Source organism: Thiobacillus sp. (assembly GCF_018780105.1).
Lineage (GTDB): Bacteria > Pseudomonadota > Gammaproteobacteria > Burkholderiales > Thiobacillaceae > Thiobacillus.
The window spans coordinates 1-16,289 of sequence record NZ_JADMKC010000059.1 but is presented as its reverse complement, the minus strand read 5'-3'; the positions used below and the strand labels follow the sequence as shown (position 1 = coordinate 16,289).

The following is a 16,289-nucleotide window of genomic DNA, read 5'->3' as shown; positions in this document are numbered from 1 at the left end:
TCGTCCAGGGCCCCGAGGCCGAACGCGCGGGCACGCCACTCGACACCCGCCTGCGCGGCAACGGCAACGGCGGCCATCCCTTCGGCACGAGCTTGCCGGCCAGCGACAAAACCGACTTGCTGGAATACCTGAAAACCCTCTGATTCGCCTGCCGCGAAACGACCCGAATTTATGACCAGGACAGCACACAATGGCTGAAGCCACAGAACACAAAAACTGGTGGGTCACGCTGCCGGGCATCCTTACCCAGCTGGCGGCGCTCATCACTGCGCTGACCGGGCTTGTCGCCGCCTTGTATCAGACAGGGTTTATCGGGCAGCGGGATAAGCCGCCATCGCAAGACACGGCGCCGAGTTCCATCGCACATGAAGCGCCTCCCCCGATTTCACAAGCCGCCCAGGACACCCATTCCAGCACGGCGAACCCGCCTTCAACTTCCGTCGTACCGACGCGCGACGCCGCACCAGCGACCAAGGGTGCGTTCGCTATCTCAATCGGCAACACGCTTTCCGAAGGGGTGCCAGAACCCGGCGCGGGCATGATCGAATCGCCCGGCGCGGAGGATGTTTACCGATTTTCCGCCGCGCCAAACCAGCGTGTGTATTTCCGCGTACTGGAATTCGGTAAAAGCATGAGCTACATCAAATGGCGATTGACCGGCCCGGACGAACAGAACGTGTTCGACCAATGTATGGGCTGCGGCGACCCCGGCGTGCAAACCCTGACCCGTGGCGGAGACTACGTGTTGACGGTCGGCAACCCGAAAGATCCCGCCACCGGCGCCTACAAGCTTCGTTTGACTAACGTGCCCGCAACAGACCGGTTCGCCATCCAGACGAACAGCCGCATCGCCGACGGCGTGCCAGGACGCGGCGCAGGCATGATCGAAATGCCCGGCGGCAGCGACGTTTATGTCTTTGGTGCCGCCGCCGGACAGCGCGTGTATTTCCGCGTACTGGAGGTTGGCAAAGGCATGAGCTACATCAACTGGCAATTGACCGGTCCGGACGAACAGAAAGTGTTCGACCAATGCCTCGCCTGCGGCGACCCCGGCGTGCAAACCCTGACCCACGGCGGAAACTACGTATTGACGGTCGGCAACCTCAAAGACCCCGCCACCGGCGCCTATCGCCTTGAATTGACTACCCCGTAGCCTCGCGACTGCCTCCAAACCTTCAGAGAAAGACACTCCATGCCCAGCCTGCGCCTCGCCACCTTCAACGCCGAAAACCTGTTCGCCCGTTACCGTTTCAAGGACGGCTTCCAGCCCACGGCGGATGACGGCTTCACAATCAACGACACCGCCTTCCGCATCCACGACGACGAATCGAAAAAGATCACCGCCAAGGCAATCCGCAAGGTCAACGCCGACGTGATCTGCCTGCAGGAAGTGGAAAGCCTGCCGGTGCTCGACCGCTTCAATTCCTATTACCTCGGCGGCCTGAAATACGCCCACCGCGCGGTGATCGACTGCTTCGACCCGCGCCAGATCGACGTCGCGGTGCTATCGCGCTACCCCATCGTTTCATTGCGCTCGCACCGCGAGGAACGCAACAAGAAAGGCACCGCTTTCCTGTTTTCGCGCGACTGTCTGGAAATCGAACTCGACATCGGCGGCAAGACGCTCACGCTGTACGCCAACCATCTCAAGTCAATGATGGGAGGCCGTGAAACCACCCGCGCAAGACGCCTGGAACAGGCCGAGCGCGTCGCCGCCATTGTCGACGCGCGCTGGAAGAAGTCCGGCTACAAGGGCAACTTCGTGGTGCTGGGCGACCTCAACGATTACCCCGAAGGCAAGACCGCTTTGGGCGCCCTGCTCGATCACAAGGGACTCGCAAACGTGTTGACGCGCCTGCCCGAAAAGGAGCGCTGGACGCATTACTACGCCGGCGGCAACGCCTACAGCCAGCTTGATTACCTGCTGCTGTCGAAAGGCCTCGCCCAGGCCAACCCGGGCATGCCGGGCGTCATGCGCCTCGGCCTGCCCTGGCGCGCGCAGCAGGTGACTGAGGAGCGGCTCGACGGCGTCGGCGACAACGAGCCCAAGGCATCGGACCATGCGCCGCTTTATATGGACATCACACTGATCTGAGATAGATGCAGGTGCATCTGCAGGCTTGGGCAGCCCACCGCAACATCTGGAGGAGATAACACAATGAATCTGATCGTGGAATGGAACAACATCATGCTCGAAGCGATCAGCGCCGTCGGCAATCAGGCTGCAGACGATGTGCTGGCCTTTCGCCACGTCGACAATGCCAACGGAGCGCGAAGCATGACCATTCAACAGTGTGAAATCGGCAAACCCTGCAACCGATGTGCCGCACGCATGCCGGAGTTCATCGGCCTCGTCCTGCTACTGGGGTTACTGACTGTGTTGTTCGCGTCTTTCGCGTACTCGTCTGGCTCCGATACCTGTGTCGAAGGCTATGTCTGGCGCGAGGCCTATCCGGGCGATCACGTCTGCGTCGCGCCCGAGGTGCGCAACCAGACGGCCGCGGACAATAAGCTTGATGCCATGCGCCGTGAACCGCAAGGCGGCGCCTATGGCCCCGATACCTGCAAACCCGGCTTCGTGTGGCGCGAAGCGCGTCCGGAGGATCATGTCTGCGTGCTACCCGAGGTGCGCGCGCAAACCGCGCGCGACAACAGCCTGGCGTACACGCGACGCCTGATGCCGCCGGCTGCAGCCAATGGCGGCGGGCCCAGGCATGCGGAAGTCTGGTCCGCTGCCAAGCCGGCGGCGAGCCCCCCTGCCCCCATGGCTTTGCCGAAGATGAGCAAACCCGCGCCTGGAGCCATGCCGGCGCCGGCACCCGCACCGCGGGAAACGGCCACGATGTCATTCAGCTTCAGGCTGCCGGAATTTCCCTGGCCGCCCCCGCCCTTCTCGACCCGGCTGAAACTGGATCGCGGCCTGCTTGTAGCGGGGCAGACCAGTCCCACCAACGGCAGCGTCGCAGCGCGCATGGAACAGGCGCTCGCCGCCAATGGCTACACGCAGCTCAGCTATTACGCCGTGCCGGACGGCTTCGCCATCGTCACACAGATCGAACGCATCGCGCCCGACGCCGCCCCCGCAGCCGAACAGCGCTGGTCCACGGAAGTGCCGCCGGTGATTCCGTTCAATCTCGATGCCTACATCAAGGCGCTGCTGGGCAAGAACGGCGATAGCTTCCGCGTCATCGCGTTCGCCTTCACGCCCACCCCCTTCACCACCAGCGGCAAAGCCGCCACGCCCGGCGAGGCCATGGCCTGGGTGGAAAAAGGCGCCACCGCCCTGCCCGCCGCGCTTGCCGCCCAGGCCTATGGCAAGGACACCGTCTGCACCGCGCTGGTCTACGAATTCAGGATATCCAGCCTGGGCGCGGCGGCTAAGCGTCCCGGCGCTTTCAGCGCCAAGCAGCATCTGCGCGCTGCCGGCATCCTGAAAGCACTGGAGCCGCAGCCGTGAATCTCACCATGCACACCGCGCGCAAGCGCCTCGCAGTCGTCTGGTTCGCCGGCGCGGGGGTGTGCTTCGTCGTGCTGCTCTTCATCAGCTTCTTCTCCGCGGATGCCGATCCGACCGGCCTGTGGGACTGGTTCCTGCCCGCCATCGTGCCCAATCTGTCGCTGATCATCGGCGTGCTGGTCTACGCCCATCGCCAGACCCAATCGGATACGCGCATCGACCCCTTCCTCTACCGGCTCGCGTACTGGCTATCGCTGCTCTACGTGCTGCTGTTGCTGCTGCCGCTGCTGTTCTTTCCCCTCACCGGAAAACCGCTGCCCGAACTGCTCACGATCTCGCGGCTGTGGCTGGCCGCCGTGCAGGGCCTGGCCACCGGCGTGATGGGCGCGTTCTTCGTGCGGCAGGACAAATAACCCTTACCCCCCCCGAAAGGATTCAAACATGCCCAAAAAAGTTGTTGCACTGACTGCAACCGAGCGCAAACAGATCGACGCCAAGTTTTCGCTGACGCCGGCAAAGATCGCAGCCGAACTGGCCAAGGCCAACAAGCCGGCGAAGAAAAAACCGGCCGGTGGTAAAGCCGGCCCTGCGATGGCGGCGTGGGGCGAACCCGAGCGCAAGTTCTATCCCGACTTTCCGACCGGCAGGTTCGAAGGCGAGCCGTATCTGGTATGGGTGAAGCCGGACATCTTCCGCATGGAACCGCACACCCCGCACTTCCGTTTCATCCGCAGCTCGGGCGAAATCATCGAACCCGGCAAGATGTTCACCGACGGCGGCTCGATTCCGCGCGCGCTGTGGTTCGTCAAGGATCTGTCGCCGTGGGCCTACGCGCCGGCTTTCCTGGTGCACGACTGGCTGTTCGACAGCCACCATGCCGGCACCAGCGAAAAAAGTTTCGAGGAGGTGCGCGACATCATGATGGAAGGCGTGAAGACGCTGATGGAATCGGGACTGTGCGAATCGAACCGGCTGGTGTTCGACCTGATTTACTCCGGCATCGATTCCTTCATCGCGCGCCGGGTGTGGGAGGGTAAAACCTGATCCACGTCGCGCGGCAGTATCTTTCAACAAAGGGAAACCATGGAAAAACCATTTGAAATCGGCCTGGTGATGGCCGGTGCGGTATCTGCCGGTGCCTATACCGCCGGTGTGATCGATTTTCTGATCGAGGCGCTCGACGAGTGGCAGCGACTGAAGGACGCGAACGATCCATCGGCGCCACGGCATGCGGTTCAGCTCAAAGTCATCGCAGGCACCTCGGCGGGCGGCATGACGGCGGCCATGGCGGCCGGCGCGCTTGCGGTCGAGCATCATCCTGTGCGCGATCCGGAACGCGCACCGCCGCAGAACAAGCTGTTCGACAGCTGGGTCGAGCGCATCGACATCGCTCCCCTGCTGGGCGCGCGCGACCTGCAGGGCAACGACGGCCCGCTGCGCTCGCTGCTCGATTCCAGCGTGCTCGACGCCATCGCCGGCGACGCGCTCGCGTTCGGTGGCGGCACGCGACGCGCTTTCGTATCGCCGCAATTGCATCTGGTCACCACCGCCTCGAACCTGCGCGGCGTGCCCTACAACGTGCCATTTCCGGGCGAGGCCTATCGCGGCGGTCACGAAATGTACGCGCACGCCGATTACATGCATTTCGTGGTGTCGGATACGGGCTGCGAGTGCCCCGACGCGCTGTGGCTGGACTGGGCCAAACAGCAGACCGCCAACTGGAAGACGCTGGAGGTGGCCGCGCTCGCCACCGGCGCGTTTCCGGTGGGACTGGCGCCGCGCACGCTCGCGTTTTCCCGCACCCACTACGCGCAGCGGCGCTGGGAAATCCCCGAAGCCGGCGAGGCCGCCGACGGTGGCTGCCGCTATACGCACCATATGCGCGCCATCCCGCCAAGCTGGCCGGCCGATCTCGGCGGCGACGCCTACGCGGCAGTGTGCGTGGACGGCGGCGTCATGAACAACGAGCCTTTCGACATCGCCCGTCGCATCATGCTGAACGGCGAGTGTTCCACGCCGCGCGAAGCCGATAAAACCACGCGGGCCCTGGTGATGATCGATCCTTTTCCCGGCGCCGATCTCGACGTGTCGAAATACGAGGCGAAGGAAGATCTGCTGAGCGTCTTCTTCAAGATGTTCAATGCCATGAAAAACCAGTCGCGTTTCAAGCCGGACGAACTGCTGCTCGCGCAAAATCCAGATGTCTTCAGCCGCTTTCTCGTCGCGCCCTCGCGCAAGCTGGAAGACGGCTCGGTCGCGCCCTATCCCATCGCCTGCGGCGCGCTGGGCGGGTTTTCCGGCTTCCTGTCGCGCGATTTCCGCGTGCACGATTACCTGCTCGGTCGGCGCAACTGCTGGGCTTTTCTCAAACGCCACTTCAATCTTGCCGAAACCCACCCGCTGTTCGCGACAAGCTGGGACGATGCGCAACGCCCAACGCATCGCATCGAGGACGGCGGAAAGAACTTCCTGCCGCTGATTCCGCTCCTGGGCAGCGCCGCCGAACAGCCGGCCCAGCCCGTCTGGCCGCGTTACACCGACAGGCGACTCGCCGCCCTGCGCGATCGCATCGGCCGCCGTTACGATGCCATCTCCGAACGCCTCGCTGCGCAATTCACCCAGGGACGCTGGTTCGCCCGGCAAGGCCTCAAATTCTTCCTGTGGCGCAAGCGCAAAGACCTGCTCGACAAGGCCGAGGAAAAAGTGCTCGGCGCGCTCCGCGCATTCGGTTTGTATTACGGGGAATGACTTTGGCCTCCCTAGGCGACTTCGTCGACTCGCGCACACCGACAGCCCGCGAGGGCTTCATCAACCTGCGTCTAATCGATGCAACGCACCTGGCGAGTCGGGACCTTATCAGCCCCCCCGGCCTTTGTGAGGCGCGCACGGGGAATCGCAAACGTTTGCGGACCTAGCAAGATCAGAACACACACAAAGGTTACTCATCATGCCCTTCGACAACACCACGCACGACCAACTCGAACGCCGTCTCGCCGACATCGACTGGACCGCGCTTTTGGCCAAACCCTTCACCCCGTCGCCGGCGACGTGGGAGGACGAGGTGTTCTATTTCCTGATGCTCGACCGCTTCTCGGACGGCCACGAGCGGGGCTATCGCGACAACGGCGGCAATCCGGTGGCGGCCGGCGCCACGCCCCCGTTCCGTTTTTCCGACGATGCCTACCAGGCCGACCGCGCTGCCTGGGCCGATGCCGGCAACCAGTGGCTGGGCGGCACGCTGAAGGGGCTGCAAAGCAAGATCGGTTACCTCAAGCGCCTGGGCGTATCGGCTCTGTGGGTGAGTCCTGTGTTCAAGCAGGTGGAGTCCGACATCCATGCCTACCACGGCTACGGCATCCAGAATTTCCTCGACGTCGATCCGCATTTCGGCTGTCGGCAGGATTTGATCGACCTGGTGCAGACCGCGCACGCGCACGGCATCCGGGTGATCCTGGACATCATCATCAACCACGCCGGCGACGTGTTCGGCTATCACGCCGACCGCTACGCCGGAGCAGACGGCCGCATGGACCCGCGCTGGGACGGACGGCCCTACGCTGTGGCCGGTTGGCGCAACGCCTTCGGCGAGGCGAACATTCCCTTCGGCCCGGTCGATCCGGCCGGCCACCCGCATGCCTGGCCGAACGACGCGGTCTGGCCGGCCGAGATGCAGGCGGCGGAACACTTCACCGCGCAGGGGCGCATCGACAACTGGGACCACGACCCTGAGTTGTACGACGGCGATTTCGTCACGCTGAAGAACATCCAGCTGGGCTACCACGACCGCGACGCCGAGGGCCGGCGTCTGGTGGACAACTTCCACCCCTCTGCCGCCCTGCGCCATCTGGGCGGGGTGTACAAATACTGGCTGGCGCTGACCGACGTCGACGGCTTCCGCGTCGACACAGTGAAACATATGGAGCCCGGCGCGACGCGCTATTTCGTATCGGTGCTCAAGGAATTCGCCCAGACCCTGGGCAAGGAGAACTTCTTTCTGCTGGGCGAGATCACCGGCGGCCGCGGCCATGCCTGGGAGACGCTGGAACTGACCGGCCTCGACGCCGCCCTTGGCATCGACGACGTGCCGGACAAGCTGGATTTTCTGGCCAAGGGCTGGCGCGAGCCGACCGACTACTTTGACCTGTTCCGCAACTCCGCCCAAGAGCGCAAGTCCTCCCATGTCTGGTTCGGCCGCCACGTGGTGACCATGTTCGACGACCACGACCAGGTGCGCCGGGGCAACAGCAAGGCGCGCTTTTGCGGCGACAAGGCGAACGACGGCTACGCGCATCTGAAGGCCGTGCTGGGCCTGAACCTGTGCTCCATGGGCATCAGCTGCCTCTACTACGGCAGCGAGCAGGGCTTCGACGGCGCCGGCGACAACGACCGCTTCCTGCGCGAATGCCTGTTCGGCGGCCGCTTCGGCAGCCTGCAAAGCACGGGCCGGCACTTCTTCGACGAAGACCACGAAATCTACCGCTTCGTCGCCGAGGTCTGCGCCCTGCGCGACCGCTACCTGGCCCTGCGCCGCGGCCGCCAATATCTGCGCGAGATTTCCGGGACCGGCGCGCCGGGCAGTTTCGGCCTGCCGCACATGATCGGTGGGCAGATACGCTCGGTGGTGCCCTGGTCACGCCTGTTCGACGAACAGGAAGTGCTGTGCGCCATCAACACCGACGCGCACCAGCCGCGCGCCGCGTGGGTGACCATCGACGCGGCGCTGCACGACGCACCGGGCACCCTGACCTGCCTTTATTCCACCGATGCAGCGCAGATCGACAAAACGGTTGAGATCGAACCGCACAACGGCCGGGCCGTGCACATCAGCGTGCCGGCGGGCGGATTCGTGGTCTATGGTTAGCGGCATTCCCGTCTTGCCATGGCGTCGAGCAGCGCGGGGCGCATGCCCATCCTCACCTGACGATATGCACAACGAACCTGCACCCTCTTCTCCGCATCGGTTCCAGACATGTCGCCAGGCGACCCCAGGCCCAATTTATTCCGGTATCGATTCCTTCATCGCGCGCCGGGTGTGGGATGGCAAATATTGAAACAGCAAAGGAGCCCGCATGACCAAAAAGACCGCATCCGCCCCACCCGACCGACCGCTCAAAGCCAGCGCCGAGAAAGCCGCCAACCAGCGACTCGACGCTTTCCCCGACCGCATCGACCTGCGCGACTGGTATTACCAGCCGGCGCTGATTTCGCTGCCTGATGCCTATCTGGCGTGTCCGCTGATCCCGCGTTCGCAGATTCTCAATCAGGGGCAGGAAGGCGCCTGCACCGGCTTTGCGCTGGCGGCAGTGGTGAATCTTCTGCGCACCCTGCAGGGGCACAGCGCGCGAGTCAGCCCGCGCATGCTCTACGAACTGGCGCGGCGCTACGACGAATGGCCGGGCCAGGATTACGACGGCTCGTCGGCGCGCGGTGCGATCAAGGCCTGGGCCAAGCACGGTGTCTGCGCCGAAAGCTCATGGACATACACGCAGCAAGGCATCCAGCACATGACCGACCAGGTGATCGCCGAGGCAAAGCTGGCGCCGGGCGGCGCGTATTACCGCATCCGTCCCTACAACGTGCGCGACATGCACACCGCGCTCAACGAGACCGGCATTCTCTACGCCACGCTGATGGTTCATTCCGGCTGGGCGCGGCCGGGCGCGGACAAGGGGCATACGGTGGACGTGCATGTCGAAGGGCGCAAGGCGCCGTACCGGTTTCCGGTCATCAGGCGCAGCGGCAGCGCAGACGGCGGCCACGCCATTGCCATCGTCGGCTACACCCCACAGGGTTTCGTGATCCAGAATTCCTGGGGACCGGACTGGGGCAAGGATGGCTTCGCCTTTCTGCCCTACGAGGATTTCCTGATGCACGCCACCGACGTCTGGGTGGCGCAACTCGGCGTGCCGGTGACGATGGACCTGTGGGCGGAAGACAAATCGATCGACACCGCCGGCCTGCAACGTGCCAGCCGCAGCATCCCGCTGGCCGACATCCGGCCCTACGTCATCGACGTCGCCAACAACGGCGAGTTGTCGGATTCCGGCGAGTACTGGACCACACCGTCCGACATCGAACGCCTGTTCTGCGAAACCATTCCCGCGCAAACCCGCAACTGGAAAAAGCGCCGCATCCTGCTCTATCTGCACGGCGGACTCAATTCCGAATCGGCCTCGGCCAAGCGCATCGTCGCCATGCGCGACGTCATGCTGGACAATGAAATCTACCCGCTGCACATCATGTGGGAGAGCGACTTCCTGTCCAGCGTCGCCGGGCTGTTCAAGGACCTGTTCACCGAAGCCGACAAGCTCGCTGGCGGCGGTTTTCTGGAGAACCTGACCGAAGCAAGGGACCGCGTGCTCGAACTCACGCTGGCCCGGTCCGGCAGCCGGCTATGGGGCGAGATGAAGGAGAACGCCCAGCTCGCGTCGGACCACCCGCATCAGCAAGGCGCGATCCAGCTCGTCGCGCAACATGTCGAGCTGGCCAAGCAAAAACTGACAAGCCACGACAAGTCCGGTTGGGAATTGCACATCGTCGGCCATTCGGCGGGCAGCATCTTCGCCGCGCACGCCATGAAACTGCTGGCCGGCCTGGGCATTCCGCTGAAAAGCGTGCAGTTCATGGCGCCCGCGATCCGCACCGACGACTTCAAGAAGCTGCTGCTGGCCGGCCTGGAAGCGGGTCAGACGCCACTGCCCAGCCTGTACGTGCTGTCCGACAAGCTGGAGCGCGGAGACAGCGTCGGCCCGTATGGAAAGTCGCTGCTGTATCTGGTGTCGAATGCCTTCGAGGGCACGCGAGAAGTACCCATACTCGGCATGAAGGCCTTCATCGACGCCGACAGGCAACTCGCCAAATTGTTCAGCGGCAGCGTCGACGGCCGGCCGGCGCTGGTCGTGTCCGAGGGCATTCCGATCGACTCCGCCAAAGCGGACGCCGCCATCCAGCAAGGCGCATCCGTCAGCCACAGCCACGGCGGCTTCGACAACGACTGCGCGACGATGAATTCGGTACTGGTGCGCGTGCTCGACGGCGCGCCGAAACGGCTATTCACATCGCGCGACCTGAGTTACTGAGCCCCCGCAGCCGCGTGCCGCGCGCTGCGTTCAACCCCAAGGAGACATGCATCATGAATATCCACACCCTCATTCACCGGTCATACCCGGCGGTCATGTTACTGTCGTTGGGCTTGGCCGGCCCCGCCGCCCTCGCACAAATGCCGATGCCCGAGCCGGCGCTGACGCAGACTTTCGATGATGCGCAGCTCAAGTGGGGGCCTTGCCCAGCGTTCTTACCCAAAGGATGTGCGATCGCCATTCTTCACGGCGACCCGGCACAAGACAACCTCGACGTGTTCTTCAAAGTGCCCGCCAAGTCGACCATCCCACTGCATTGGCATACCTCCGCAGAGCGCATGGTGCTGGTTGCCGGCGAGCTTCATGTCACCTATGACGGGCAGAAGACGGCCATCCTCAAGCCGGGAACCTATGGATATGGCCCGGCCAAACGAACCCACGATGGCTTCTGCGCCAGCAGCGACCCGTGTGTCCTCTTCATTGCGTTCGAGTCGCCGTTAGACGCGGTGCCGGTTGTGAATACCGGCGGGAACGCAGCGAAGTAGCACCCTAAAAAACATCAGCCTGATGGGTAAAAATTCAGGCTTATCTGAGCATGTGTCAGACATTGAATTTTAATAATACGGACCGACCGGTCTGGCTAATAACTGTTAACCATCGAAAAGGAAGTCACAAGCATGAATGATTTTGAAAAAGTATTTCTTGAGAATTATTTGAAGTTTGGTCTTGGATCAATGCCAAAATCGGACGTTGATGCTCTGGTTATGTATTTGCTAGATACATATGGGCCCAATGGTTCTGGCCCATTAGCTATTTATAGCAATCAAACTGTAAGCGAACGTCTTAAAACACCTGTCGCGAAGATCAAGAAATTAAGGTATGACGCCGCCCTAAAGTTTGGCGGAAGAATAGAAGACCAAGCCATGGGCCGTTTGTTGGCCGCGTTAAGCAAAGCAAGCATAGAGCCTGACGGTGAAAAGATATGTCTAATTATCGAAGACTCACTTGCGAAAAATTGGTTACAAGGCCAGTTGAAAATACATCAACACATATTTGATTACTCATTTAATACCGAAATAGTAAAAGTATCATCAGCGGGTCTGTTTCAGGTTCTAGAAACAGTCTTTGACAAAGTTGAATTAGAAAACTTGAAAACTGGTTATGAGGCGGCAAAAAAGAGGAAGACTGCTGAGGAGAGAGTTAAAGCTTTTAAGGGTGTTGCACTAAAATTTGCTGAAGGAGCTGCTAAAGCTGCTGGTGCTGGGGTGGTCACAGTGCTCAAGGCGCACATGGTTGGCGCATAGCAAATGGCTAACAAGGCGCTTGTTCGGATGCCAACTACGCTGCGCTTCTTTGCGCCGCACAGCTTAAACGTTAGACAAGGAAAAGCCATGGGCGATTGGGATTTTCTTTATGAAATGAACGAGCGTGGCTATAGTCCGGAAGAAATAGCCGATGCCGCCGGCTGTGGCGCTGCGCCTTGGGAGTGGGAACAAATAGGCAGGGAGTGGATCAACTCTCAACTTGAAGATGAGCCAGAAGATGATGCCTACTCAGTTGAGCCATATGATCCCTTTCAGAGCAGAGATGGATTTCCCTTCAGCGTCCTTGAGCAAGCACAGATATTCCAAGATCTCGTTGATTGCGCGGCACGCCACTTTGAGAACACAGGCAGGTACTTGCAGGTCTGGGGTGAGCTCGGAGAGATTTATGCTGAGATCAAGTTCGGACTTCGCCGTCATGGAACCCGTACCCCCGGCTCTGACGGCACAATTGCCGGTAAGCTCGTTGAAGTAAAGACCATCTCACCGGAGAAATCCAACGACCGTGTGCTCGTCAAAAGCCAAGGAAACTTTGAGCAGTTGCTCATCGTTCGCATTGATCGGGATTTCCAGTTCCAAGGCAAGCTCTTTAACAGAAGCGAGCTAAAGGGAGTTACTGGCAAATTTCTTAGGGGGCGACTCGATGATGGCGCGAGCAATGCCTAACAATTCATCCCACCGTCGCGGCAATCCGCGACAGTCCGGTGAATTCAAACGTTAGCGCGAAAAGTCAGCGATGAACCAAGAGAAGTATCAAGAGTATCAGGCTCTTAGGCAGCAAGTCGAAAAACATCCTGGGTTCCAATACATCGAGAGCCGTCGAGTACACGACAACAGCTTGAAAATATATGGCGGGAACTTCAAGCAGCTTTCGGGCTTACTCAGTTTTATCGAGAATCCGGGAACATATCTGCGCCCTGAGGTTGATGAGAAAAAGCGATCTGAGCTGTTTTCTGAGCTTCACCGCCATCTTCATAATTACTTGGCAGCAGCAGAGTCGTTGGCGTCCCATACTCGTAGTTACATCAAACACCGACACTCGGATGACAGAATCGGTTCAGCATATTCAGACAAAGTACAGGAAGTGTTTTCGGGTCATGTGCCGACAGTGCTGATCAAAGATTTTCGCAACTATTTTCTGCACGCGGGATTACCAAAATCCTCCATCCGTGAATCGTTTAACCTTGATACAAGGGAGCCCCCAAGAATTCAGGTGCTACTCAAAGTCGAAGAACTGCTGAAGTGGAAGAAATGGTCGAGCGCGAGTAAAGATTTTTTGCGCTCGCAGGAGAAAGTGCTCCGCTTGAGCCAATTGGTCGCCAGTTACCACAATAACCTCGTCTCGTTTTATGGGTGGCTTGATGAGTTGTTGGATGTCGAGCATAAGGAAGAAGTTGAAGAGTTGAATGCCCTTACAGCCAAAGTTATGGCCATGGAAAAGGCGAGGCGCTAACAAGGCCAACATCGTTCGCTTCGCTCAATGGGACGTGCAGCAAGCTGCTCACCCGATACGACGGCGTTGAAGGTCTGCTTTCAGAACGTCCAATTTCCACTTAGGGTCGGTAGCGGGCTGAAAAGATAACTTCCATCAGTGTCTGCTCAGGCCGAGTTGCACGCGTAGCCTGTTCGGCAGGTTTCAGTGTGGAACAGTCAGTCGAATGGCTGCTCTGCGGCATTCACGAAGGACGACTCCTGGCCGGTTCCTGCCAGAGAAGCACGACCTGAACATGCACTGTCTGTCAGTCAAGCCTGAACGTCCGTACCTGATGAAATATCAGCACGGCCTGTTGATCAGCCAAGCTCGACAAACTCCAGGGTATTCGCATCCGGATCACGGCAGAACAACGCCGCACGCCCCGATTTGCTGGCGGTGTATTTGACGCCCGCCGAGTCGAGCCGGCTTTTCAGCGCATCCATACTTTTCACCGCCAACGCGATGTGGCGGTCGCGCCCGCCGTGCTCGGGGCGAATTGAAGCCGCATCGGGATTGGCCAGCTGCATCAGGTGCAACTGCTGACCGCCGGCGAGTTCGTACCACTCGCCGGGATACGGCAAGTCGGGACGGTTCGGATAGCGTGTCAGCCCCAGCACCGATTCGTAGAAGGTTTTCGCACGTGCCAGATCGGATACGAGCAGGCCGGCGTGCAACAACGCAGCGATCTGGATTGGGGGCAGCTCAGGCATCGCGTTTCTCCTTTGACTGATCGTCTTCCATGTGCCCGGAAAACAGGCTGGCGGTGATGATCATGGCGGCGCCAATCCATTCCTGCACGCCCATCCGCTCGGCCGACAGGAAATACGCGGCGATGGCGGCGACGACCAACTCGGACAGGAAAATCACGATGGCCTGGTTGGCCGGTACGCGCGCGAGGCCGTATTGCACCGCGTAGGTCATGCTGCCGATCGCCAGCGCCACGGCGATCAGCAGCAGCCAGGTCTGCGCTTCTGCCGCAGCCATGAAATCCAGTTCGGCGGGTCTGAGCAGCAGCCCGACCACTGTGAGGACCACCACCCCCGCCCATACGGTGACGGCCTTGGCGCCCTCGGCCACGCCGTCGAGATGGCGGCTGATGACATTGCTCGCGGCGAACGCCACGCCGGCCGACAGCGCCAGCCATTCGGCACGATTGGCCGGCAGCGGCCATTCGCCGGGTTGCCACAGCATCGCCAGCGCCCCGCCGGCCGCCAGCGCCATCACCGCCCAGCCCGCACGGTTGAGCTTTTCATGCAGCAACAGGCGCGAGAACAGCACGGTCCATAAGGGCGACAAATAGAACAGCAGCAGCACCCGCACCACCTCGCCTTCCAGCACCGCCAGCACGTAGGCCAGGTTGGTCCAGCCTGCAGCCAGACCCATCGCCGCCAGCCATGCCCACTGTCCGCGCGCCCGCAACAGGGCGCGACCATGCAGCCAGCCCACCAGCAGGAGCGGAATGGCGTAGGAGAAGAAACCCGAGGCGATGCCGCCGACGCCCGACTCGTGCAACAGGCGATAGGGGTACCAGACCAGCCCCCACAGGGTGGCGGCGTAGACCAGGCTGGCAACGGCAAAGAAGCGATGAGTGGGCATGGGGCTTTATAATGTCTCGGTTTGCAAACTGCTCTGTTTCCAGCCCATTCAATGAATCCGCGTCTCGATCAGCTCCACCCGTATCCGTTTCAGAAACTGCGCGAACTGTTCGCCGGGGTGACGCCGAATCCCGATCTCTCACCCATCAATCTGTCGATTGGCGAGCCCAAGCATCCGACGCCCGCCTTCATCAAGGAGGCGCTGGTCGCCGGTCTCGGCGGGCTGGCGAATTATCCCATCACTCAGGGCTCGGATGCGCTGCGCGAGGCGATCGCCGCGTGGGCCGGGCGACGCTACGGCGTCAAACTCGACCCGGCGACCGAGGTGCTGCCAGTCAACGGCTCGCGCGAGGCCCTGTTTGCCTTCGCCCAGGCCAGCGTCGATTCCAGCCGCCACGGGCGCCGCGTGGTGATTTCGCCGAATCCGTTCTACCAGATCTACGAAGGCGCCGCCCTGCTCGCCGGCGCCCGCCCCTTCTTTCTCAACACCCTGCCGGAAAATGACTTCAGGATGGACTGGTCGCGGGTGCCGGAGGATTTGTGGGAGCAGGTCAATCTGGTTTACGTCTGTTCGCCCGGCAACCCCACCGGCAAGGTGATGTCGCTGGCCGACTGGAAGGAACTGTTCGAGCTGTCCGACCAGCATGGTTTCGTCATCGCAGCCGACGAGTGCTACTCGGAAATCTATTTCCGCGAGGGTGAAGCGCCCTTGGGCGCGCTCACCGCTGCGCAGCAGCTCGGCCGCGGTCTGAAAAACCTGATCGTGTTCAACTCGCTGTCGAAGCGTTCCAATGTGCCCGGTCTGCGCTCCGGCATGGTGGCGGGCGACGCCGACATCATGAAAAAATTCCTGCTCTACCGCACCTATCACGGCAGCGCGATGAGCCCGGCAGTGCAGGCGGCCAGCGTGGCGGCCTGGAACGACGAAGCGCACGTGATCGAGAACCGCCGCCAGTACGCCGAGAAATTCGCTGCCGTCATGCCGATTCTCAAACCCGTGCTGCAATTCGACGCGCCCGACGCTGCCTTCTACCTGTGGGCGCGTGTGCCGGGCGGCGACGATGCCGCGTTTGCGCGCGGGTTGTTTGAACAACAGCACGTCACCGTGCTGCCCGGCAGCTTTCTCGCGCGCGATGCTTCCGGCGTCAATCCCGGCAAGGGCTTCGTCCGCATCGCGCTGGTCGACAGCCTCGCCGCCTGCGTCGAGGCCGCACAGCGCATCGCAACTCACGCCAAATCCCTTACCCCACACGCCTGACCCCTCACTTAATTTTCAAGGAAGCCACCATGCACGATCTGCAAAAAATCATCGAAGAAGCCTTCGAGCGCCGCGCCGACATCACCCCGCGCAACGTCGAACCC

Annotated in this window: 15 protein-coding genes; 13 read left to right on the top strand and 2 right to left on the bottom strand. The window is 61.3% G+C overall.

What is annotated here, in order from left to right; translation table 11 throughout:
• Positions 1–190: 190 nt before the first annotated feature.
• From IV098_RS15835 to IV098_RS15780, 12 genes are all read left to right on the top strand, one after another.
• Positions 191–1,153 (top strand): hypothetical protein, encoded by a 963-nt coding sequence (locus IV098_RS15835; protein WP_296890822.1) that lies wholly within the window; start codon positions 191–193, stop codon positions 1,151–1,153.
• A gap of 39 nt (positions 1,154–1,192) precedes the next feature.
• Positions 1,193–2,095: an endonuclease/exonuclease/phosphatase family protein gene (locus tag IV098_RS15830; protein WP_296890821.1), complete on the top strand. Its 903-nt coding sequence runs from the start codon at positions 1,193–1,195 to the stop codon at positions 2,093–2,095.
• Between the two features lie 63 nt (positions 2,096–2,158).
• Complete coding sequence (locus tag IV098_RS15825) at positions 2,159–3,457, top strand: hypothetical protein (protein ID WP_296890819.1); 1,299 nt, start codon at positions 2,159–2,161, stop codon at positions 3,455–3,457.
• A complete protein-coding gene (locus tag IV098_RS15820) occupies positions 3,454–3,870 on the top strand; it encodes a hypothetical protein (RefSeq protein WP_296890817.1) in 417 nt (138 codons plus the stop codon). Before IV098_RS15825 ends, IV098_RS15820 begins: the two co-directional genes overlap by 4 nt.
• 28 nt (positions 3,871–3,898) lie before the next feature.
• Positions 3,899–4,501 carry a DUF1353 domain-containing protein gene (locus IV098_RS15815; RefSeq protein WP_296890815.1) on the top strand — a complete coding sequence of 201 codons (603 nt, stop codon included), beginning with the start codon at positions 3,899–3,901 and terminating at the stop codon, positions 4,499–4,501.
• 39 nt (positions 4,502–4,540) lie between these two features.
• Positions 4,541–6,205 carry a patatin-like phospholipase family protein gene (locus IV098_RS15810; RefSeq protein ID WP_296890813.1) on the top strand — a complete coding sequence of 555 codons (1,665 nt, stop codon included), beginning with the start codon at positions 4,541–4,543 and terminating at the stop codon, positions 6,203–6,205.
• Positions 6,206–6,404: 199 nt separating this feature from the next.
• Positions 6,405–8,318 (top strand): alpha-amylase family glycosyl hydrolase, encoded by a 1,914-nt coding sequence (locus IV098_RS15805; RefSeq protein ID WP_296890811.1) that lies wholly within the window; start codon positions 6,405–6,407, stop codon positions 8,316–8,318.
• A gap of 208 nt (positions 8,319–8,526) precedes the next feature.
• Positions 8,527–10,536 (top strand): C1 family peptidase, encoded by a 2,010-nt coding sequence (locus IV098_RS15800; RefSeq protein WP_296890809.1) that lies wholly within the window; start codon positions 8,527–8,529, stop codon positions 10,534–10,536.
• A gap of 53 nt (positions 10,537–10,589) precedes the next feature.
• The gene (locus IV098_RS15795) at positions 10,590–11,081 is read left to right on the top strand and encodes a cupin domain-containing protein (protein WP_296890807.1); all 492 of its coding nucleotides are present in this window, start codon (positions 10,590–10,592) and stop codon (positions 11,079–11,081) included.
• A gap of 132 nt (positions 11,082–11,213) precedes the next feature.
• Positions 11,214–11,840: a hypothetical protein gene (locus tag IV098_RS15790; protein ID WP_296890805.1), complete on the top strand. Its 627-nt coding sequence runs from the start codon at positions 11,214–11,216 to the stop codon at positions 11,838–11,840.
• 3 nt (positions 11,841–11,843) lie between these two features.
• The gene (locus IV098_RS15785; RefSeq protein ID WP_296890803.1) at positions 11,844–12,524 is read left to right on the top strand and encodes a hypothetical protein; all 681 of its coding nucleotides are present in this window, start codon (positions 11,844–11,846) and stop codon (positions 12,522–12,524) included.
• 70 nt (positions 12,525–12,594) lie between these two features.
• The gene (locus IV098_RS15780) at positions 12,595–13,311 is read left to right on the top strand and encodes a hypothetical protein (protein WP_296890801.1); all 717 of its coding nucleotides are present in this window, start codon (positions 12,595–12,597) and stop codon (positions 13,309–13,311) included.
• 338 nt (positions 13,312–13,649) lie between these two features.
• Here IV098_RS15780 and IV098_RS15775 read toward each other — a convergent pair whose 3' ends face one another.
• Both IV098_RS15775 and IV098_RS15770 read right to left on the bottom strand, forming a co-directional pair.
• Positions 13,650–14,042 (bottom strand): VOC family protein, encoded by a 393-nt coding sequence (locus IV098_RS15775; RefSeq protein WP_296890799.1) that lies wholly within the window; start codon positions 14,040–14,042, stop codon positions 13,650–13,652.
• Positions 14,035–14,928 carry a DMT family transporter gene (locus tag IV098_RS15770; RefSeq protein ID WP_296890797.1) on the bottom strand — a complete coding sequence of 298 codons (894 nt, stop codon included), beginning with the start codon at positions 14,926–14,928 and terminating at the stop codon, positions 14,035–14,037. The genes IV098_RS15775 and IV098_RS15770 overlap by 8 nt, the downstream gene beginning before the upstream one ends.
• Positions 14,929–14,979: 51 nt before the next feature.
• Here IV098_RS15770 and dapC point away from each other — a divergent pair, with 51 nt between their 5' ends.
• On the top strand, positions 14,980–16,185 hold the full coding sequence (dapC, locus tag IV098_RS15765) for a succinyldiaminopimelate transaminase (RefSeq protein WP_296890795.1): 1,206 nt from the start codon (positions 14,980–14,982) through the stop codon (positions 16,183–16,185).
• The last annotated feature ends 104 nt before the right edge of the window (positions 16,186–16,289 follow it).